Source organism: Thauera aminoaromatica (assembly GCF_000021765.1).
GTDB classification, from domain to species: Bacteria; Pseudomonadota; Gammaproteobacteria; order Burkholderiales; family Rhodocyclaceae; genus Thauera; species Thauera aminoaromatica.
In genome coordinates, this window is sequence record NC_011662.2 from 2,221,477 (window position 1) to 2,241,857 (window position 20,381).

14 protein-coding genes are annotated in these 20,381 nt (G+C 69.5%); 10 read left to right on the forward strand and 4 right to left on the reverse strand.

What is annotated here, in order from left to right:
- Window positions 1-9 precede the first annotated feature (9 nt).
- On the reverse strand, window positions 10-1,080 hold the full coding sequence (locus TMZ1T_RS09770) for a hypothetical protein (RefSeq protein ID WP_012585288.1): 1,071 nt from the start codon (window positions 1,078-1,080) through the stop codon (window positions 10-12).
- Between the two features lie 180 nt (window positions 1,081-1,260).
- On the opposite strand from TMZ1T_RS09770, the gene TMZ1T_RS20245 reads away from it, so the two are divergent.
- Both TMZ1T_RS20245 and TMZ1T_RS09780 read left to right on the forward strand, forming a co-directional pair.
- A complete protein-coding gene (locus TMZ1T_RS20245) occupies window positions 1,261-4,572 on the forward strand; it encodes an AMP-binding protein (protein ID WP_012585289.1) in 3,312 nt (1,103 codons plus the stop codon).
- Window positions 4,573-4,616: 44 nt separating this feature from the next.
- Window positions 4,617-6,401, forward strand: a complete 1,785-nt coding sequence (locus TMZ1T_RS09780) for an acetate--CoA ligase family protein (RefSeq protein WP_012585290.1) — start codon at window positions 4,617-4,619, stop codon at window positions 6,399-6,401.
- Between the two features lie 18 nt (window positions 6,402-6,419).
- Here TMZ1T_RS09780 and TMZ1T_RS09785 read toward each other — a convergent pair whose 3' ends face one another.
- Together TMZ1T_RS09785 and TMZ1T_RS09790 are read right to left on the reverse strand one after the other, a co-directional pair.
- Entirely contained in the window at window positions 6,420-7,334 is a 915-nt protein-coding gene (locus TMZ1T_RS09785) for a class I SAM-dependent methyltransferase (protein ID WP_012585291.1), read from the reverse strand.
- Window positions 7,331-8,308: a tripartite tricarboxylate transporter substrate binding protein gene (locus TMZ1T_RS09790; protein ID WP_012585292.1), complete on the reverse strand. Its 978-nt coding sequence runs from the start codon at window positions 8,306-8,308 to the stop codon at window positions 7,331-7,333. Before TMZ1T_RS09790 ends, TMZ1T_RS09785 begins: the two co-directional genes overlap by 4 nt.
- 88 nt (window positions 8,309-8,396) lie before the next feature.
- Here TMZ1T_RS09790 and TMZ1T_RS09795 point away from each other — a divergent pair, with 88 nt between their 5' ends.
- The 4 genes from TMZ1T_RS09795 (at window position 8,397) to TMZ1T_RS09810 (ending at window position 11,967) form a co-directional block, all read left to right on the forward strand.
- The gene (locus TMZ1T_RS09795) at window positions 8,397-8,924 is read left to right on the forward strand and encodes a tripartite tricarboxylate transporter TctB family protein (RefSeq protein ID WP_012585293.1); all 528 of its coding nucleotides are present in this window, start codon (window positions 8,397-8,399) and stop codon (window positions 8,922-8,924) included.
- Window positions 8,912-10,399, forward strand: coding sequence for a tripartite tricarboxylate transporter permease (locus TMZ1T_RS09800; protein WP_004300026.1), 1,488 nt, complete (start codon window positions 8,912-8,914; stop codon window positions 10,397-10,399). The genes TMZ1T_RS09795 and TMZ1T_RS09800 overlap by 13 nt, the downstream gene beginning before the upstream one ends.
- Window positions 10,400-10,543: 144 nt before the next feature.
- Window positions 10,544-11,059 carry an invasion associated locus B family protein gene (locus TMZ1T_RS09805; RefSeq protein WP_004300025.1) on the forward strand — a complete coding sequence of 172 codons (516 nt, stop codon included), beginning with the start codon at window positions 10,544-10,546 and terminating at the stop codon, window positions 11,057-11,059.
- Window positions 11,060-11,094: 35 nt separating this feature from the next.
- Window positions 11,095-11,967, forward strand: a complete 873-nt coding sequence (locus TMZ1T_RS09810; protein ID WP_012585295.1) for a hypothetical protein — start codon at window positions 11,095-11,097, stop codon at window positions 11,965-11,967.
- On the opposite strand, the gene TMZ1T_RS09815 is transcribed toward TMZ1T_RS09810, so the two are convergent.
- Entirely contained in the window at window positions 11,928-12,821 is an 894-nt protein-coding gene (locus TMZ1T_RS09815) for a hypothetical protein (RefSeq protein ID WP_012585296.1), read from the reverse strand. The two genes, TMZ1T_RS09810 and TMZ1T_RS09815, sit on opposite strands and share 40 nt — an antisense overlap.
- Before the next feature lie 217 nt (window positions 12,822-13,038).
- Here TMZ1T_RS09815 and TMZ1T_RS09820 point away from each other — a divergent pair, with 217 nt between their 5' ends.
- The 4 genes from TMZ1T_RS09820 (at window position 13,039) to TMZ1T_RS09835 (ending at window position 20,234) form a co-directional block, all read left to right on the forward strand.
- Window positions 13,039-13,656 carry an ESPR domain-containing protein gene (locus tag TMZ1T_RS09820; RefSeq protein ID WP_012585297.1) on the forward strand — a complete coding sequence of 206 codons (618 nt, stop codon included), beginning with the start codon at window positions 13,039-13,041 and terminating at the stop codon, window positions 13,654-13,656.
- Entirely contained in the window at window positions 13,569-17,369 is a 3,801-nt protein-coding gene (locus TMZ1T_RS09825) for an autotransporter outer membrane beta-barrel domain-containing protein (RefSeq protein ID WP_144312154.1), read from the forward strand. Before TMZ1T_RS09820 ends, TMZ1T_RS09825 begins: the two co-directional genes overlap by 88 nt.
- Before the next feature lie 136 nt (window positions 17,370-17,505).
- Complete coding sequence (locus TMZ1T_RS09830) at window positions 17,506-18,243, forward strand: class I SAM-dependent methyltransferase (protein ID WP_261789191.1); 738 nt, start codon at window positions 17,506-17,508, stop codon at window positions 18,241-18,243.
- Window positions 18,244-18,329: 86 nt separating this feature from the next.
- On the forward strand, window positions 18,330-20,234 hold the full coding sequence (locus tag TMZ1T_RS09835; RefSeq protein ID WP_041589835.1) for an ATP-binding protein: 1,905 nt from the start codon (window positions 18,330-18,332) through the stop codon (window positions 20,232-20,234).
- The last annotated feature ends 147 nt before the right edge of the window (window positions 20,235-20,381 follow it).

Here is a 20,381-nt window from a genome sequence, read left to right on the forward strand (position 1 = left end):
CGGCTGCGCCTATGGGGCGCCATGGGCGGGGCGCGGGGCGTCGGGCATCTGCATCGGCGCGGGGGCGATGGACTTCAGCAGCGCGTCGAAGGCGTAGGGCTTGCGCCAGAACTTCCAGCGTTCGCCGGCGCGCAGCTCGAGTTGCAGCGTGCCGCGATCGCCGGGGGCGGTCAGACGCAGGGTGTCGATGCGACCGGCGCGGAAGGCCTCGGCGAGCGGGCCGAACCAGTCGCGCTCCATCGCCTCGAGGCCGCGCCGCCAGGTGTCGAGGTCGAGCTGCTGTGCGGGCTTGCGCAGCTCGTCGAGGACGACCAGCGTGTCCTGCGCAAGCGCTGCAGCGGGATCCGGCGCACCGAACGCCACCCCGGCAGCGCGCGCGAGGCCGATGCTGACCGGATCGCTCGCCTGGACCTGGCGGGCGGGCGCCCGCGGCGGCGCATCGAGCGCGCCCGCGCCCCATAGCCAGACGCTGTTGACCGCGCGGTGGCCGGCCTCCTCGCGGGCGCGGCTGCGCGCATGGTTGTGCAGCACGATCTGCGCTTCGTTCATGGTGCGCTGCCACAACCGGGCATCTTCGCCTTCGGGCAGGAAGTGCTTGACCGGGCGCCCGGTCACGTCGTCGAGCGGGTAGAGCGTGACCGCGGTCGGGCGGTGCAGGCGCAGGTACCAGCGCGTGGGCGTGCAGGCTTCGAAGCGGCCGAGGTCGGCGAAGATCGCGTTGAGCTCGGCGACCAGCTCGGCGCTCTCCGCCGCGTCCAGCTCTTCGTCCGGAAAAGCCTGCAGCAGCAGGTGTTCGCGGGCGAACGACAGGTTCACCGGATCCGCGCACAGCCAGTGCCTGCCGGGCTCGGGCGCCGGCGCATCGGCCTCGCCCAGGCGGCGCAGGGTCGCCATCGGCAGGGTGTCGCCGTGCACGCCGAACAGGCGCGCGAGCTGGCGATCGTAAGGCTCGAAGGCGGTCAGCTCCCGGCGGCCGCGGCCGAGCAGGGTCGCGAGACCCTCGAGCGCGAGTCCGGAGGCCGGCCCGAGCAAGGTTGCGACAGGCCATAGCAGGCCGGGGATCAGGAGCTGGATCTGCATCGAGGTCGGGTGTCTGAAGGCGGCGCGAGTCTACCATGCGTGGCGCTGCGGGCTCTCCGCCGCGACGGGTCGCCTGCGGTGGCGGTCGCGGCACTCCACCCGGTGGAATGCGCATATGATCGGGCGCTCGGGCTGAGCCGCACGCAGCCTTGTTTTCCCGCTCAAGGATTCGCGCAGGACATGAATGTTGTCGATCTGCTTCTGCAGCAGGCTTCGAGTCGCCCGGAGGCCCTCGCCGTGCGCCATGGCGATGAAGTGCTCGGCTATGGGGCCTTGGGGCGGAGGGTGTGCTCGGTGGCCGCGGGCCTGGCGAACGCCGGAGTGGCGCGAGGGGACGTGCTCGCGCTATGTCTGGACGACCCCCTCGATCATCTGGTGGCGTCCTTGGCGGTCGCTCATCGGGGGGCGACGGTGGTGAGTGTCCCGCGCACCCTGCCCGATGCGTTGCGTGGGCGACTGTTGGCGCTCACGCGGGCTGGTCGGGCGCTCGCCGACGACGGTCGTCGAACTGGAGCGGACCTCGGCGGGCTCCCGGTCCTCGCCTGGTCCATGCTCGAGAGAAGCCCGCCGTCGATGACGCCCGAGCCGGCGCGCGAGGTGGCGGATCGGCCGTGGATCTATGTGACGGGCTCCGGCTCCACGGGGCGACCCAAGATCATGCCGGTCACGCACCGGCAGCAATGCCTGCGCTCGAGGCTGGGGCCGAGCTGGCTGCCCTATGGCGCGCAGGACGTCTTGTGCTCCATGGTGAGCATGCATTTCTATTCCGCGAAGCAGCGCTGCCTGGAGGCGATGGCGATCGGGGCGGGAATCTTCCTGGACACCCCCGGCCGCGTGGACCTTCGCCGTGAAGTCGCCGAGGGCGAGGTGACGGTGATCCACGCCATGGTCTGCCACATCGAGACCCTCCTGCGTCGGCTTCCGGCGGAGGCGACCGGCGCGTTCGCCCGGCTGCAGGCGCTGATGGTGGGGGGCTCGACGGTGTCGATGGCGCTGCGCGACGAGATCCGGCGACGCTTGACCCCCCGCATCCATGTCTTCTACGGGACGAACGAGAGCCACACCGCGACCCTGACTCGACTGGACGAGGTTCACCGGACGAGCGGCGGCGTGGGGCGTCCTTTTCCCGGCATCCGCATCGAGGTGGTCGATGAGCGCGGGCAGCCGGTCCCGGCAGGGGTGGACGGACGGGTGCGGATCGCCTCGCCGATGGTCATCGACGGTTATCTCGGTGACGAGGAGGCGAACCGCAAGGCCTTCGCGGAGGGCTGGTTCTATCCCGGGGACATCGGCCATCTGACGGCCGACGGACAGCTGGTGCACAGAGGGCGCATGGACGACATGATGATCGTCGGTGGCGTGAATCTCCATCCAGCCGAGATCGAGCAGTGCCTGCGGCGGCATCCGGGCGTGGCCGATGCGCTGGCCACGCCCCTGCGGCATCGCGTGCTGCAGGATGTCCCGGTCGCGCTGGTGGTTCCCGAAGCTGGAACGCATCCGAGCGCGCATGAACTCGTCGCCCATGTCCGCGCAGCCTTGGGGCGCCATGCCCTGCACGACGTGATCTGGGTCGACCGCATCCCGCGGAGCGAACAAGGCAAGGTGCAGCGCGAAGCGCTCGAGGCGGTTCTGGAGCGCCACGATTGGGCACACGAGGGCGGTCGGGCGCAAGGGGCGCGCCGCCACTGGTCGAGACCGCGTCAGTTGCAGACCCGCTTCGAGATCGAGTTCGCACCGCCGATCGCGCCAGCCACAAACCGTCTGGACGCCTGGATGGCCTTGCTGGGCGAGGACGCCCCACTCGGGACGAGGCCGTCCGAGGGGTGCGAAGACGCAGACACGGCCCGGTACTGGCTGCAGCAGGTCCTGCGTCTGGCGCGGCTGTTCCTGCAGTTGGTCCGCGTGCCGGTGTTCGACGTCTTCGAGCTCATCGACTGCGCTCCGGTCGACGAACATCGGCGGCGGTGGCGGGCGGCGTTCCTGTGTCCGGGACCCGAGTTCGTCTCCGCTACGGCGTGCATGGAGGTGGTCGGGATCGCATTCCGCATCGCACAGCTTGCACAGGGCGCGGATCCGGGCAGCCCGCAGGACCGCGAGCGTGTCTTCGTGGCCATCGGAGACGAGCTTCTGCAGCCCCATGGAAAGCTGATGCCCGCGGGAAAGTCGACCCTCGAGGTCTTGCGCGCAGCCTATCGGCTGGATATTCCCTTCCGGCCCCTTGGAAGGGGCGTGTATCAGCTCGGCTGGGGCAGCAGGGCGAGGCGTATCGAGCGCAGCACGACCGATGGCGACTCGGTCTTCGGCATGCGCTGGACGCACGACAAATGGATGGCGTCCGAACTGTTGCGTGCGGCCGGACTGCCGGCGCCGGTGAACCGGCTCGTCATGACGGCGGAAGAAGCGCGCGCGGCAGCCCGCAGCCTGGGTTATCCGGTGGTCGTCAAGCCCGTCGATCGGGATCGCGGCGAAGGGGTGAGCGTGGATGTGGGCGATGACGAGGGAGTGGCGCGGGCTTACACGACGGCTCGTGAATGCTCGCCGGGCAAGCGGGTTCTGGTGGAGCGACAGGCGCCGGGGGTCTGCCATCGGATCTTCGTTGCTGCGGGACGTCTGCTGTATGCCGTGAGGCGGCTCCCGGCCGGCGTGTACGGGAATGGCAGGACTTCGATCGGGGGCCTGGTCGATGCCGAGTGCGCGCGTCGGATGGGTTTGCCACCGTGGAAGCGCGCGCCGCTTTGCGCGCTGGACGACAGCGCGCTCGAGATGCTCGCGCGCCAGGGCCTGGGGCCGGAGGACGTGCCGGGTGCCGGCCGGTTCGTCGCCTTGCGTCGTATCGAGACCACGGCCTCGGGGGGCGTGGATGAGGAAGTCACCCATGCGCTGCATCCCGAGAACGTGCGTGCCGCGATTGCCGCCGCACGCCTCTTCGGCCTGGAGGTTGCCGGGGTGGACATGATCAGCCCCGACATCACCGCGCCGTGGCATGCCAACGGCGCCATCCTCAACGAGGTGAATTTCGCTCCCCTGCTGGGCGGTGGCGAAATATCGCGGCGCTACGTCGAGGAATACCTGTTCCGCCTGGTCGATGGGCGTGGGCGGATTCCCGTCGAGGTATTCGTGGGCGGGGCGGCCGCCTGGGAGGCGGCTGCAGCGCGCTGGCGGACCTTGCTCCAGGCCGGCATGGCCGCGGTCCTGAGCAGTGACGTGCGTACCCTGGGCGGCGACGGCCAACCCTTCGGCCTGGCGGTCGATGGGCTGCATGCAAGGGTGCGTGCCTTGACGCTGCGCGCCGAGGTGGGCGCGCTGGTCCTTGTCGTGCAGACGCTCGAGCTGCTGCGGACGGGGATCCCGCTGGATCGGGTCGACCGCGTCGTCGTGATCGACGGCGACATCCGGACGGCCGGTTCGCCAGCGCGGCAGGCCGCGGATGCGGAGGTGGCCGGGCTGATCGCCCTGTGCCGCGCCTGGGACGCCAGCGGGACTGCGTCTTGAACCGCCGGGGCGGGTGAGGATTCCATCGGACGGCAGGGGAGATCATGGTCGAATTGGTTCGGGTGGGCACCCGCTTCACATGGCTGCGCGGAGCCGCCTTCGGTTTGCAACAGGGCGCACTCGCCGGAGAACTCGTGTTGACGGACGAGGGGCGTGCCGGCATCGTCGAGGAGATGCTGGCGGCGTTCGCCGACGAAGCGTCGACAGGCGGGGAGCGGGCGGCGGGCGCCTCGGGCGTCGAGTGCCTGATCGACTGCATCCTTCGCTGCGTCGGCGCGTTGCAGCGACGAGCGGGAGTCCCGGTGTCGTGGAGAAGCCATCGTGCCCTGATCCGGACCGTGGCGGATGTGCGCGTCTTCAGGGTCGCGCTGCCGTCGGACCAGCCTGCGGCGACCGAGCGTGCGTTGCGTTGGGTGGTGGCCGAGGTGAATCGACGCGCGACCGGCGGGCAGGCCGGGAGCAAGGACGGGCGCAGCTCGCAGGAATCGCTGGAAGAGCTGGATCGCATGCTCGGCGCGCATGCGATCCCCGGCATCAACCCGATCAACATCGCACTTGCCGCTTACCGCGCCGGGATCCCTGTGGGGCGCCTCCTGCATGATGTACTGGTGCTCGGTCAGGGGCGGAAGGCGCGCTGGATGAGGAGCACGATCACCGACCGGACGTCCGGCATCGGCCTCGGGATCGCCCGCAACAAGGTGCATACCGCGGAAGTTCTCCGTGCCGCGGGCCTCCCGGTGCCGCAGCAGGTGGTCGTGCGCTCGCCGGAAGGCGCGGTCGAGGCCGCCCGTGCGCTGGGCTACCCCGTAGTGGTCAAGCCTGCGGACCAGGAGCAGGGGGCGGGGGTGCAGGCCGGGCTGTCCGACGATGCGATGGTCCGCATCGCGTATGACGCGGCCAGCGCCCTGTCGCGGACGATCCTCGTCGAGCGCCATGTCGAGGGCTACACGCACCGCCTGACCGTCTTCCAGGGCAGGGTGGTCCGCGTGATGCGCAGGGTGGCGGGGGGCGTGGTGGGCGATGGCGTGTCCGCTGTGGCCACTCTCGTGGAGCGGCGCCTGGAGGACGAGATCCACAGGCGGCGCGCGCAGCGCGCGGGGGCTCCCCTGCTGAGCCTGGACGCGGAGGCGCTCGATCTGCTGGCGCGCCGAGGCATGGGGCCCGCATCGGTGCCCGCAGCCGGCGAGTACATTCGCTTGCGGCGGCGCGACAACATCAATGCCGGTGGGGAAAACCGCCCCTGTGCGCTCGGCGACGTCCATCCGGCGAATCTGCAGCTCGCGGTGGACGCCGCGATGGCATTGCGGCTGGATCTGGCCGGCGTGGATCTGATCATCGAGGATGTCTCCAGATCCTGGCTGGAGGCGGGCGGGGCGATCTGCGAGGTCAACGGCCAACCGCAGATGGGGGGCAATTCCCACGCGGGCGTGCTCGATGCGGTGGTGCGCGAGCTCGTCGGGGGCGACGGACGCATCCCGGTCCACCTCGTCGTCTGTCCGGACCGCGAGGATTGGCACGCGGGCCTTTCGGCGCGGCTGCTGCAGCACGGCGAGGTCGATGGCGTGTCGTCGCGTCATGGCCTCGTCCTGCGCGGAGCTCGGGTCAGCATGCCGTTCGAGGACGCGCTGGCGGCGGCGCAGGCCCTGTTGTGCCGGGCCGATGTCGGCTCCGCGGCGTGCCTGATGTCGGCGCCCGACATCCTGCGACTGGGTCTCCCGAGCGACGTGCTCGACAGCCTTCGGGTCGCCGACGAGACGGCGATGAGCGCGGCCGAACGCGGCGCGCTCGCTGCGATACGGCCCATGATCGAGCCGCACCTGCGCCGGTGAGGGGCCTTGCCCGCGTGCTCAGGCGGGACGTCCCAGAGTAACGAAGAGGTATTCCGCTGCGCCGACTGTCGGCCCGGTCACCCCGGGCCGGGCTGCCTCGGAGCGCCGCCGGTCGCAGTCCAGCCAGAGCAGGCCCGCGGCTTCGGCGAGCCGGCGCAGGCTCGCTTCGCCATTGACCGGATACGAGGCGCAAAGGTCGGCGTAAGCGGCGGCGAGCTGCGCGGCTTCCCTCCGGTCCAGCCCGAGGCCGGAAAGCTCCGTCAGCGAGTCGACGACGGTGCGCACGAGCGCTTCCTTCTGGTCCGGCCCGAAGGGTACGAGCTGGTCTTCCGCGCCGGGACGGAGCCGGGTGGTGAAGATCAGGCGACCGCCCGGCGCGAGCAGCGCCGCGTAGCGCGAGAACAGCTCCGCGCGCCGGGCGGGGGGAAAGTAGCCCAGGAAGCTGCTGGTGAGGATCAGCTCGTAGCCTCCCGGGTGGCGATGGTCCAGGATGTCCGAGCAGACCGCAGCGAGGTCGCCGCCGTGCCGGCGTGCATACCAGCGACTCAGGATCAGCGGGGTCGCGCAGAGGTCGAGCGCGGTCACGCGCGGCTGCACCGACAGGCCGGCGCAGCCGGCAAGCACATGGGCGTAGGCGGAATAGTCGGCGCAGCCGCTGATCAGGACGCGAAACGAGGGGCCGCGATGGGTCTGGGCGGCCTGCCGGATCGCGGCGACGAATTCGGCGCTGAAGCCGCTCATCGTCTTTCCCAGCCCGAGCAGGCGAAGGTACTGCCAGAAGCCGTGGTAGGGCTGGCAGGAATCCCCTTGCGCGCCGCAGCGACAGGCGAAGCGCGAGATCTCGAGGGCAAAGGGAGCCGATTCGAGCACAGGTTCGGCGAGCGGACCGGTGCCTGCGGGCGCGAGCGGGCGGGGGGCCTGTGCATGGCTCATCGCGTCTGTTCCGGAAGGAGGGAAATCAGCCGGGCGAAGCGCTCCCGTTCGCGCTCGATCAGCGCGTCGAAGGCCGGCCCGGAAGTGAAGCTGGGGGAAATGCCGCCGTGCTGGCGGTCGAGTGCGGCGCTCGTTTGCGGACTGGCCATTGCCTCCTGCAGCAGTCCCCGCATCGCGTCCCGGATCGGTGCCGGCGTGCCCGCATGGCCGTACCAGCCGAACCAGAGCGTGCCGTCGAAACCCGGCGCCACCTCGGCGAGGCTGGGCAGATCCGGAAAACGCGGCGAGCGTTGCGGCGCCGCGACTGCGAGCAGCCGCAGCTTGCCCGCCCGCACGAGCGGGAGGGCGGAGGCGCCGGCGAACGCGACTCGCACGTCGCCGCGCGCGAGACCGGTCGCGGCGGCTCCTCCGCCCTTGTAGGGAACGTGGTTCAGCCGCAGTCCGAGGCGTGCCGCCAGGTCGGCCATGAGGAGATGGTGCATGCTGCCGATGCCGCCGCTCGCGTAGTTCAGTGGGCGCTCCGCCGCCCGCGCCTCGAGCACGAGCTCGGCCATGCTCCGGATCGGATCCTCGGCCCCGACCGCGAGAAAGAAGAAATTGCTGCCGACCTGGGCGACCGGTGCAAGACCGTGCAGCGGGTCGGCGGACTCGCGCGGGTAGAGCCGGGGATTCACCACGATCAGGCTGTCGGCCGCGATCAGCCAGGTGCTGCCGTCTGCCGGCAGGGTGAGAAAATCCGCCAGGGCCCGCTCGCCGTTGGCGTCCGGGAGGTTGACGATGCGTGCATGGATGCCGTGCCGGTCGGCGAGATGCCCAGCGATCGCACGCGCGACCGAATCGGGGCCGCCACCGGCGGCGACCGCGACGAGGAGGGTCGGCCGCTCCGGTATCATCCGGACGCCGTTTCCTTCTCCGGCTCGGGCGCGCGCTGCCGCGAGGCCGGCGAGGGCGCCGATGAAATGTCGTCGGTTCATGAATCACGCTCGGGAGGAAGTGGATGACCGCAGAGTCGAACTCTAGAGCCATGCGGCCCCCCGCGCCACCGTCGGGGGCGTGCCGGCCATGACTCCGACGCAGGACCGCCGCGTGCGGGGGCAGGGGCCGGATCGCCAAGCGCGCCTGTGGACGCTGGTGCTGCTTGCGCTCTCGGGCCTCGGTGCGTGGCTCGTGCTCGGGGGCGCCGCGCTGGGCCTGGGTTCCTTGCGACGCCTCGGGCCCGGGGCGTTCCCCGCGCTCGCGGGGGCGGCGCTGCTCATCGCCGCAGCCCTGGCGTGCTTGCGGCCATGGTCCATGTCGGCGGACGATTCCTCCACCCCGCGCGAGGGGGACGACGCGGGTCTGCGTGGCGTGTGGGCGGCGGTCGCCGGACTGGCGGGTTTCGCCTCGCTCGCGCCCGTGCTGGGTTATGTGCCGGCCGCCTTCGCGGCTGCGCTGCTTGCGAGCGCTGGGGATGCGCGCTGGGAGCGGCGTGGGAAGCTCCTGCAGGCAGTACTGCTGGCGGGCCTGGTGGCAGCGATGTTCGGCGTCGGGCTGGAGCTCCCCGCGGCGAGTTTCAGGAATCCTTTTGCGGGGGTGTCGTGGATGCCTTGAGCGGCCTGATGGCGGGGTTCGAGGTCGCGCTGTCGCCGGGCAATCTCTGGTTCTGCCTGATCGGGGTGGCGCTCGGAACCCTGGTCGGCGTGTTGCCCGGGGTCAGCTCGCTGGCCGCGGTCGCAATGCTGTTGCCATTCACGCATGCCTTGTCGCCAACCGCGGCGCTGGTGCTGTTGGCGGGGGTCTATTACGGCTCCGAGTACGGCGGGGCGATCGCGGCGATCCTGCTCAACGTGCCGGGAACGCCCGCTTCCGCGGTTTCATGTCTCGACGGTCACCCGATGGCGCGCGCGGGGCGTGCCCGCGAGGCGCTGATCCTGAGTGCGGGAGCGTCCTTCGGCGGCGCGGTCGTGGGCATCGGCATGATGCTCGCCATGGCCGCCCCGCTCGCCGGGCTCGCGTTCATGCTCGGGCCGGCCGAATACTTCGCGATCATGATCTTCGGACTGGTCTGCACGGCCGCCGTGGGCCGCGGGCGTCTGGCCGCGGGCATGGTGGCGATGCTCGCCGGGGTCGGCCTCGCGATGGTCGGTACCGACGCCCAGACCGGCGTGGCCCGTTTCACCCTCGGGCTGACGGAACTGCGCGACGGCATTCCGCTGGTGGTGCTCGCCATGGGGCTCTTCGGCGTTTCGGAGGTGATGCTGTCGATGTTCGGCGCCTTGCCTGTGGTGCGTGGCGGGATTGGCGAGCGCAGCGCGCTCCCGCGCTGGAAGGCGTGGCGCCGTGCAGCAGGGCCGGTGCTGCGCGGGGGCGTGCTGGGCGGATTGTTTGGTGCCTTGCCGGGCACCGGACCCACCCTGGCGTCGATCGCCGCGTATGCGCTCGAGCGTCGTCTTTCTGCTCGCCCGGAGTGCTTCGGCCGCGGCGCGATCGCCGGGCTGGCGGCCCCCGAGGCGGCCAACAACGCGGCGGCGCAGACGGCTTTCGTGCCCACGCTGGCGCTGGGCATCCCCGGCAGCGCAACCATGGCTCTCATGCTCGGCGCGATGTCGGCCCATGGGGTGGTGCCCAGCCCGCTGCTGGCGGTCGAGAATCCGGAGCTCTTCTGGGGGCTGATGGCGAGCTTCGTGATCGGCAACCTGCTGCTGCTCGTGCTCAACGTTCCGCTGGTGGGGGTCTGGGTTCGCATCCTGCGGCTGCCGCCCCAGCGACTCTATCCACTCGTCCTCGTGCTGATCGCGGTGGCGACCTTCGGTGTGCGCGGCAGTGCCTTCGACGTCTGGGCGGCCCTCGCCATCGGCCTGGTGGCCTACGGGATGAGGCGATCGGGGGTGCATCTGGCACCCGTGCTCATCGGCTTCGTCCTCGGGCCGCTGGTCGAGGACAACTTCCGCCGCGCGCTGGCAATTTCGCAGGGCGACTTTGCGATCTTCGTCTCCAGCCCGATCGCCCTCGCGGCGCTCGGCGCGGTCTTCGTGCTGCTCGCCGTCGCCGTCTGCCGGTCGATGCGCAGCGCAAGGGCCGCGTAGGGCGACGTGCCCGCTGCCGGCCGCCGGGAAGCGCGCCGCACGTGGCGTGGCGCTGGCGGGCGGGCTGCCGGATGTGCTGTACAGTGGCCGCGAGCTTCGGTAAGAATGAAAACACGCTTTCACCCCGACCAGAGGAGCTGTCCAATGCTCAAGGCCCGAGCCCCGCGCGCGATTCCGCTGCTGCTGTCCCTGTCGCTCTTGCTCGCCCCCTCCATGTTGCGCGCGCAGGTCGCGCAGGGGGAGCGTTTCGGCGACTGGGTCTACGAATGCCAGGCGCTTTCCGGTGCGAGCAAGGCCTGTGCGCTGGTGCAGGTGCATTCCTTCGGCGAGGGGGATAAGCGCTCGGTGCGCTTCAACATCAGCCGTCCGCCCCAGGGCGGTGGGGTCGGCATGAGTGTGGTCGTGCCGCTCGGCATTCACCTGCCCAACGGCATCCGGGGCGACGTCGATGGCAAGAACGGCTTCGCCATGACACCGCTGACCTGTGTCGCGCAGGGCTGCATCGCCACGGTGCCGCTCGACGCGGGCATGATCGAGGCACTGAAGGCCGGCCGCGTGCTCAACCTCGAGTTCTACGGCAACGCCGGCAGGCAGCAGGTGAAGGTGGCCGGCTCGCTGAAGGGCATCACGAGCGGCTTGCGGGCGAGCGGGCTGGATTGAGCCGGGCATGACAGGGACCGGCGGAGGCCTCGGGCATGGATGAGCTGATCCGCGCGCTGGGGGGGCTCGATCGGGTCGTCGGGGTTGGCATCGGCGGCTCGCGCGGGCTGCGGATCGCTTCCGAGGCTTCGGATTTCGATCTGGTGCTGTTCCGGCGTGGCGGCGAACGGGTCGATGCGCGGGAGATCCTCGACGCGCTTCGTGCGTGCGCCGGGGTTTGCGAGCTCAGGGATCCCGCGGGATTCGTGTCGGGGAGGCTGGGTACGCATCGATTCGAGATCTTCCAGAAGGATCTCCTGGCCATCGAGCGCGAGATCGGGCAGGCGCGGGAGGGCGCATTCACCTGGTCGATCCGGCAGCTCTTTCCGCATGGCGACTTGAGCACCGGGCTGATCAGCCATGTCGTCCATCTGATCGTGTGCAGCGACCCCGACGGACACCTGGAGCGCCTGCGCGCCGCCGCCACGCCTTTCCCGGTCGCGCTCAGGGCCGCGCTCGTCGATACCTTCCTCCAGCAGGCCGACATCACCGTCACGCATGCGGCGAAGATCTCCCGTCGGCTGGATCTTCAATACCTCGTCGGGCTGTGCTCGGGCTTCGTCTTCTTCGCCAACCTCCTCGTCTTTGCGGTGAATGGGGTGTATCCGGTTCTGGAGAAGGGGGGCAGCCTGGTCATCGCCCGCCTGCCGCAGCGTCCGGCGCACTACGAGCAGCGGATCGCGCAGCTCTTTTCTTGCGCGGCTGCGGGGGACTACCCGGCGGCGGTGGCGATGCTCGAGACCCTGCTCGGGGAACTCCGGTTCCTGGCCGTCGAGGGCCGTCGAGCGCTCGCCGCCGACGAGTCGGTGCGCACGCGACCGAACGAGGCTCAGCGCGCCGGGTCGGGGCGGGGGGCCGGATCCGGGTAGAGCGTCGGCCAGGCCTCGACCCAGCAGCAGTGATGGTCGAAGTCGGGAACCACTTGCAGGCGGGCCGCGCTGGGGGTGCGCAAGCGGCGCAGCCATCCTTCGGCGAGTTCAGCGGGCAGTTCGCGATCCTTCGCCCCCGCGAGATGGATCTGCTCCAGCTTCGAGAGCGCGGGCGCCACATCGACCGGATCCAGCGATCCTTCGAGCGGGGTGATCCGGTGCAGGCGTGTCCAGGCCGCAGGGTCGAGGTTGCCGGCGACGGTGATCAGACGTTCGACATCGCCGCGGCGCGCGGCGAGCAGCGCCGCGATCGCCCCCCCGCCCGAATACCCCACCAGTTCCAGCCCTTGCGCACCCTGATCCGCCTTGAGGCGATCGATCGCGCGGCTCATCGAATCCACGACCTCGCCGGCAAAGCGATGGGAGGTCCAGTATTGCTTGCTGCAGTTGCGGCGCTCGGGGTCGAGGGTGAATTGGCAGGGTCGGGCCAGATGTACCGCGGCCCCCGAGGGTTGGCGCAGCGCGAGGCCCAGGGCAACCGGATCGAGCGGCGTGGGGTCGCGCGATGGCTCCGAGCGACTCAGCCAGGCCAGCCCGTCACCCTCGATATAGACGCTAAGCGTGTCCACGCGCCGAACGGTATGGGGGCGGTGAGCGATCAGCACGAAGCGTCCGCTGTCGATCGCGACACGCTCCCAGCCTGCATGCGCGGCGAGGCTCCGCGCTTCGGTCCGGCGCGCTTCGAGCCCGGACGGCGCGCACGCGCTCATGGCGCCGGCTGCCATGAGCGCGAGTGCGATGCGCACGGGCGGAGGAAGGAGAGGATTCGCGAGTGTTGCGTTCATGCGTTGCATGTGAGGTTTCCGCCCATGCAGGGTATGCAATCGGATCTTGTTGCAGTATGTTTCTGGATAAGAGATCGTTTCTACACCTTGGTGCCGAAGAAGACTTAAAGTCGCGATGGGGGCGAGAAACAAGCGTGAAGACTGGCGCCATACGATTGATCCGGAGACCCCCTGGCTGGGTCGATGGACGTGTTTCTCGTGACTTCTCTAAGGGAGGCTTGACGTCATGAACAAGAGTCATCGTATCGTCTGGAGCGACGCGCGCAACGCGTACATCGTCGCTGGAGAGAATGCTTCGGCGAAGGGCAAGCCCTCGTCGGTCAGGAAGGCGCTGGCCACCGCGATCGCAGCGCTTTTCATGGGGCCCGGCCTCGCCGCAGCCCAGTCCTGTGAGGGGCAAAATCCGCTCACCGACGCGCAGACTTCGACACAATGCTACGAGAACGTCGATGTGACCGTCGCGGCCGGCGGGAGCGTCGTGGCCACTGGAACGACCGCGATCGGGGTCGAGGTGCAGGCGGCGCCTTACGCGCGCAACTTCGCGAACCAGGGCACGCTGGAGGCCGATGCCGAGGGCTACAACGCCTATGCTTATGGCGTGCTGTTCGAGGGCCGGGTTTCCGGTAGTGTCGTCAACGCGTCGACCGGCACGGTCTCCGTCTCTGCCACCGGCCAGGGAGATGGCTACGGCGACGGCTACGGTGTACTGATCAGGGGGATCTCGGCGGGAGTCTCGCAAACGCGGGCACGATCGAGGTGTCCGCTCAGAACGTCACGAGCAGTGGCTACCGGTACGCCGGGGCTTATGGCGTCTCGATCGATGGCGATGTGGATGGAACGCTGACCAACTCGGGTAATGTCCGCGCCGAGTCCCGGGCGGATAGTGCCGGAGGTTCGTCGTATTCCTTCACCGACTCCGAGAGCGTCCGCATCCGTGGATCGCTCAACGGGGCGCTCGCCAATAGTGGTGCCATCGAGGCCCATGCCCAGAGCGCTGAAGGCAGCAGCAACTACAACGACTACGTCCGCGCCTACGGGGTTTCCATCGGAGAGGATCTCACCGGCTCGCTCGAGAACACGGGCACGATTCATGCGACGGCGACGCGCTCGTCCGAGGGTGGCTATTCCTCCTACTCGGATTACATGTGGGCCGTCGGCGTGCATGTCGGCGATGATCTGACCGGAGAGTTGCTCAACTCGGGCGAGATCCTGGCCCGGACCGAGGTCAGCGGCGGCGACCAGTACGGCTACGCGAATGCCTACGGTGTGCGAGCCTACGGATCGATGAGCGGGACGATCGACAATGCCGGGACGATCCGCGCGGAATCCGTCCGGACCGCGGGCGAAGGCGGCTCTTCGACCTACACGAAGGCCTATGGCGTCGTCACCGGCGATCTGGTTGGCAAGCTCGCCAACAGCGGCAGCATCGGCGCCCGCAGCGAGGCCGAGGAGGGCTATGCACACGCCTACGGTGTTTCGACCTATTCCGGCGACCTGATCGGCACGATCCAGAACGACGGCGAGATCGCTGCCGAAGCCGTGAGCAAGGATGGCTACGCCGGCGCCTACGGGGTCGGCGTCGGCTACAACGTCTCCGGGACGCTGCAGAACAACGGTGAAATCTCGGCGCGCGCCGAGGCATCGACCGCACGTTCGCGTGGCGTATCGATCCGCTACGGCGATCTGAGCGGCACGATCGGCAACGACGGCACGATCGATGCCACTTCGATCACGCAGGATGGTTACGCAAACGCGGTGGGGGTCGGTTTCGGCACGGGTGAGGATTACGACGGCGAAGACTCTTACGGCAAGGTCTCGGGCACCTTGCGCAACGCGGGCACGGTGACAGCCACGGCTCTCGCGCAAGGCCGTGATTACGAGGCGGGGTACAGCCTGCTCGCGATGGAAGAGGAGCCGGCGCCTTCGACGAGCGTCGCGGTGCGCGCAGGTGGCACGTATGCCATCGGTGTGGGTACCGGGCTGGTGTCCTCGCAAGGGCGTATCGAGAACAGCGGCACGGTTGTTGCCGAGGCGCGCTCGGAAGCCGTCGCCGAGGCCGAGGATGAGGCCTACGCAGGGGCGTACGGCGCCGACGCCGCAGGTATCGGGAGCGCTGTGGTCGATGGCAAGGTCTCGAACACCGGGTCGGTGTCGGCCAGCGCCATCGTGTCTGCCTCGGCAACCGGTGATGCTGCGGCAGCGATGGCCAGTGAAGCATGGACCTCGGGTGTCAGCTTCGGCGGTGCCGGCGGGGACTTCGACAACGGCGGCAGCATCGTTTCGCGCGCGACGGTCACGGCCCTGGCGAATGGCGGCGCGAGCGCCAGCGCATATGCCGGAGGCGCCGAGGCGGCTGGCGTCGAGATCTGGGTTTCGGATCCGGGCGTCTACACCGGCAACTTCACCAACTCCGGAACCATCCAGGCAGAAGCCACCCTCTCGGCCGTCGCCACGGGCGAGGAGGCCGAGGCTCGATCCTACGACGGGGCGTCCGCATACGGCGTCGTGGTGGACGGCTTCGACGGTCGCTTCACGAACACGGGCACCATTCATGCATCCGCTTCCGCGACGGTCACCGCCAACGGCGAGAACGTCGAGGAGGCCGCAGGTGCAGGCGCGGTTGGTGTATTGGTCGTCCATGGCATCGGCGCCGACGGCGTGCTCGACAACCGTGGCACGATCAGCGCAGTTGCCGAGGCTGCCGCTACGGGCATGAGTGGCGTCGCAGGCGTCTTGATCGGCGCCGACGAGATCATGAGCGAGCCCACCCTGGCCGTGATGGTCGGCGAGGACGTCCCGGAGGATGGTTTCTACGGCACCTTGAACAACTCCGGAACCATCACCGCAGAAGGTCGTGGCGGCATCGAGTCGGCGGGGGTGTTTTCCGTCATCGCCTCGGGTGGCACCGGAACGGTCAATAACCTTCAGGGTGGCTTGATGTCGGGCCGCTTGTTCCTCGGTGGCGAGGTCGCCATGAACAACGCGGGAACGCTCGACATCCGCGACAGCGGTCGGTTGCTGAGTGATCAGTCCGAGGAGTCTGCCGAGGGCGAAGTCGAAATGGCTGCGATGGCCGCATCGCCCCTGGAACGCGGCGGTAGCCACGTGGGTGGCAACTTCACCCAGAGTGCGACCGGTGTGCTGAAGATCGACGTCGTGCCGGTCCGCGACGAGGCGGGCGCTGTCGTTGACAACGCTTATGGTGCGTTACATGTCGGTGGCACGGCCCAACTCGCCGATGGCACCGGCGTCCGCGTCATGGTCGACCCGGCCAGCACGCTCGCCAGCGGGGATGTGCTGCAGGACGTGGTGTATGCCGAGGGTGGCATCACTCGGGGTGCGGTGAAGGTGACGGACAACGTCCTGCCGCTGAATTTCATGGCGACTTCGGACGCATCGCCCAACGACCTCGATCTCTCCGTCGTGGGTACCGGCCTCACCACGATCTCCAACGCGGTGAATACGGCCGGCTTGAGTTCGGCCACGGGAGTCGCCGGTGTGCTCGACGGCCTGCTCGGATCGGCCGACTCGCAGCCGGGAGCCCTGGGTGACTTCCTCTTCGATGTGGCCGGTTCGGGCAATGCCCGCGAGGTCGCGGACAAGGTCGCCACGCTGCTTCCGCTCGCCAGCGGTGGCGTCACCACGGCGACGCTCGGTGCGCTGCACGGGGCGAATCGCGTGGTGCAGGCGCGGGTCGACAGCAACCTCGGGCGTTCGTCCGGCGACGGCTTCCTCGGCGACAAGCGCATGTGGCTGAAGGGCTTCGGCAGCTGGGCGGAGCAGGACGCGCGCAGCGGCGCTTCCGGCTACGATGCGGACACCGCCGGCCTCGCAGTCGGTGTGGATGCGATCGTGACCGATACCAACCGGGTCGGCGTGCTGTTCGCATATTCCGAGACCGACGTCGACAGCACCGGCGCGGCCAAGCAGTCCGCCGATGTCGACACCTACCAGCTCGGGCTGTACGGCAGCCACACGCTGGATGAACGCACCGACATCAACGGCATGATCGGCTTCGGTCGTCACAGCACCGACGGCACGCGCCATACGACGGGCGGCGTGGCCGCCTCCAGCTACGACAGCAGCAGCATCGTGGCTGGGGTCGGGATCGCGCGTACCTACCCGATGAGCGAGAAGACCACGCTCACGCCGTCGGTCCGCCTCGACTACGCCCGGATCAAGGATGACGCCTATCAGGAGCAGGGCGCGGGCGCGCTCGACCTCAGCGTGGGCAAGAACACCGTCAGCGAGCTGATCCTGTCGCTCGACGGCAAGATCACGCACGAGCTGTCGGACACGCTGACCTTCGTCGGTCATGCGGGGGTGGGTTACGACTTCGAGAACGAGCAGTCCTCGATCACCTCCACGCTCGCCGGCGCGCCGGGGGCTTCCTTCGTGACCCGCGGTGTCGATCCGAGCCCGTGGCTGGTGCGCGCGGGCCTGGGGCTGGTCAATACGCCGATCGAGTCCTGGGAGTTCTCGGCCCGCTACGAGGTCGAGGGCCGCAGCGACTTCCTCAACCACACCGCGTGGCTGAGGGCGCGCAAGGCCTTCTGATTCGACAAGCGCTGTCCTAAGCTCGAGCCACGGGTTCAACGCCCGTGGCTTTTTTTTCGATCGGCGGCGGGCAGTGCGGGTGACGGATCCCATGCGCCGCACACGGGGCGCCGCTGCAAGTGATGATGGCGAAATCTTGAGCAAGACCTACCAGGAACTTTTCGACCAGCGCGGCTCGGCCTACGACCGCGCGATGAGGCGTTACCCGGAGGCCCGCAGGCAGGAGTTCGAGCAGGCGATCGAGGCCGCAGCCCCGGCGCCGGGCATGGTGGTGGCCGACGTGCCGGCGGGCGGGGGCTATCTTCAGGCGTATCTGCCGTCCGGCTGCACCTGTCTGGGTCACGAACCCTGCGCGAGCTTCACGAACCATGGTGCCGTGGCGGGGCAGCCCACGCAGCTGCTGCCCTTGCCCTGGGCTCGTGCGACCGTGGATGGGGCGATCAGCCTCGCGGGGGTGCATCACCTCGACGACAAGCGACCGCTGTTCTCCGAGCTGCATCGGGTCGTCCGGCCCGGGGGGCGGCTCGTGGTGTCGGATGTCGCGGCGGCCTCGGCCGTGGCGCGCTTTCTCGACGGCTACGTCGGAGGACACAACAGCACGGGGCACGAGGGGGTCTTCCTCGACGAGCGCACGCTCCGCGAACTGGCCGAGGCGGGCTGGACCGTGGAGAACGCCGCGATCCGCGATTTTCATTGGGTTTTTCCGGATCGAGCCGCAATGGCGATGTTCTGTCACGAACTCTTCGATCTGCGCTCATCCACCCCGGCCGATACGCAGGCTGCGATCGAGGACCAGCTCGGGGTGAGCACGCTCGCCAACGGTGGTGCAGCCATGCACTGGTCCTTGATGACCATCTCGGCGCGGCGGACATGACCGGGCAGGAGCGGCAGGGCCGCCTGTTCGGGAGCGGGCCTTGCCGCCTCGTCCCCGGTCATGTTCGCGGCAGGCGCCAGCCCTGCATGCTGGTCAGCGTGCTGGCGGATGCCGATGCGATGGGGGCGCTGGATAGCGCCGACCCGGGACCTGTCTGGCAGGTTGTCGGACAGGCCTGGCGCAAGGCTCTGGGGGAGGATCTGCCGTGGCCGACCGAGCCGCCCACACCGGCGGCCTGGCGCGTGTGGGCGGCGTTGCTGGGTGCGTGCGCGGTCGCGCTGCTGCAGCGCGCAGGGCTGGCGGTATTCGAAGCCGCGGAGGTGTTGCAGCTCCCGAGGCGGGAGACGGGGCCGGCGGCGCGGACCACGCTGTTGCTCCCCGTGATGCCCGGACGCGCGGATGCGACCCGGCAGGCATGGTCGCTGGTGCTGGAGCTCTTCGAAGGCGCGTTCGAGGTCGCAGACCCGATGCGGCTGGAGCGCATGGAGGAACGCCTGCGCGCGGGCCTGGCGTCGCTGGGGCGGCAGGCCCCGCGCGGCGGCAACACGCCACGCTTCCTGCGTGCCGCGCACGAGCTCGGCATACCGGTGATGGCGCTCGCCTTCGAAGGCTTTCAATACGGCCACGGCAGGCGTGCCCAGTGGCTGGAGAGTACCTTGACCCTGCAGACGCCAGGTCTTGCCGTCGCCCTGGCGCGCGACAAGCTTGCCGCCGCTGCACGGCTGCGGCAGGCGGGCCTGCCGGTGCCCGTCCATCAGGCGGTGTTGGACGCGGACGAAGCCGTGCGTGTCGCACGGCGGCTCGGCTTCCCCGTGGTCGTCAAGCCGGTGGACCGGGATGGTGGCGTGGGCGTGTCGACCGGTCTCGAGACCGAGGAAGAGGTTCGCGCCGCCTATGCCCGTGCGAGCGCGGTCTCCCCTCGGGTGCTGATCGAGAAGCACGTCTTCGGAAGGGACTACCGGCTGACGGTGCTCGATGGGAGATTGCTGTGGGCCATCGAACGGATTCCCGCAGGGGTGACCGGTGACGGCGTCTCCACCGTCGAGGAACTCGTCGCGCGCGAGAATCGGGATCCGCGCCGCGGGGAAGGTCCTCACGCCGCGCTGAAAAGGCTGAGCCTCGATGACGAGGCAAGGCGCCTCCTTGCCGCGCAGACACTCGCCGCAGACGCAGTTCCTGCGCGCGGCCGGGAGGTCCGGCTGCGCCGCATCGCCAACGTGAACGGCGGTGGCAGGCCGGTGGCGGTGAACGAGCGGGTGCATCCCTACAATGCCGCGCTGGCGGTGCGTGCGGTGGAGGCCTTGAGGCTCGACCTCGCCGGGGTGGATGTGCTGATGCCGGACATCGCGCGCTCCTGGCTCGAGACCGGGGCGGCGATCTGCGAGATCAATGCGCAACCCCAGCTCGGTGCGACCACGGCGCCACATCTTTACGGTGAAATCCTGCGCAGGCGGCTCGGTGGCGATGGACGCATCCCGATCGTAGTCGTGCTGGGCGACGCGGGATCGCCGCCGTTGAGCGAGGTCCTCGTGATGCAACTGCGCCAGCGGGGTTGGGCAGTGGGCTGGTGCGACCGGCGCGGAGCCGGGATCGACGATGAATGGCTCGTGCGGGGAGGTGGCATGTTCGCCTCGGGGCAGATGTTGCTCACCCACCCGCGTGTGGATGCCCTCGTGCTCGCCATCCACGACGACGAGATCCTGCAGACGGGACTCCCAATGGATCGCTTCCAGTGGCTCGTCCTCGCCGGCACCGCGGTGTCGCCGCGCGTCGCGTGCGGACCGGGGGCCGGCACGCCCGGGCGCGGAAGCGAGGCCCTGCTCGACGAGTTGCTCGCATCCTTGGTGCCGGCGTGCTCCAACCGTGTCCTCGTCGTCGCCGGGTCGGGCTACAGCGGTGTCGGGCCGGCGCAAGGCGGCAAGGGGGCGGGCGCGTTCGAGGAGATCGGGCGCGCGGAGCTGAGCGTTGCGCTGGAGCAGTTCCCGGCGTGAAGCCAGGGGATCTCGGCGCGGGGAATGCGGGCGCGCGATCGGAGTCGAAGGAGACGTCGTCGACCCTCCTGCCCGATACAATGGCGCCCATCATGCCTTCACATCCCGACTCCGAAACCGCCCGGGCCGTTGCCGACCCGGTCGCGA

Coding starts and splice junctions, on each gene's coding strand:
- TMZ1T_RS09770 (WP_012585288.1), bottom strand. CDS start 1,080: ATGCAGATCCAGCTCCTGATCCCCGGCCTGCTATGGCCTGTCGCAACC.
- TMZ1T_RS20245 (WP_012585289.1), top strand. CDS start 1,261: ATGAATGTTGTCGATCTGCTTCTGCAGCAGGCTTCGAGTCGCCCGGAG.
- TMZ1T_RS09780 (WP_012585290.1), top strand. CDS start 4,617: ATGGTCGAATTGGTTCGGGTGGGCACCCGCTTCACATGGCTGCGCGGA.
- TMZ1T_RS09785 (WP_012585291.1), bottom strand. CDS start 7,334: ATGAGCCATGCACAGGCCCCCCGCCCGCTCGCGCCCGCAGGCACCGGT.
- TMZ1T_RS09790 (WP_012585292.1), bottom strand. CDS start 8,308: ATGAACCGACGACATTTCATCGGCGCCCTCGCCGGCCTCGCGGCAGCG.
- TMZ1T_RS09795 (WP_012585293.1), top strand. CDS start 8,397: ATGACTCCGACGCAGGACCGCCGCGTGCGGGGGCAGGGGCCGGATCGC.
- TMZ1T_RS09805 (WP_004300025.1), top strand. CDS start 10,544: ATGCTCAAGGCCCGAGCCCCGCGCGCGATTCCGCTGCTGCTGTCCCTG.
- TMZ1T_RS09810 (WP_012585295.1), top strand. CDS start 11,095: ATGGATGAGCTGATCCGCGCGCTGGGGGGGCTCGATCGGGTCGTCGGG.
- TMZ1T_RS09815 (WP_012585296.1), bottom strand. CDS start 12,821: ATGCAACGCATGAACGCAACACTCGCGAATCCTCTCCTTCCTCCGCCC.
- TMZ1T_RS09820 (WP_012585297.1), top strand. CDS start 13,039: ATGAACAAGAGTCATCGTATCGTCTGGAGCGACGCGCGCAACGCGTAC.
- TMZ1T_RS09835 (WP_041589835.1), top strand. CDS start 18,330: ATGCTGGTCAGCGTGCTGGCGGATGCCGATGCGATGGGGGCGCTGGAT.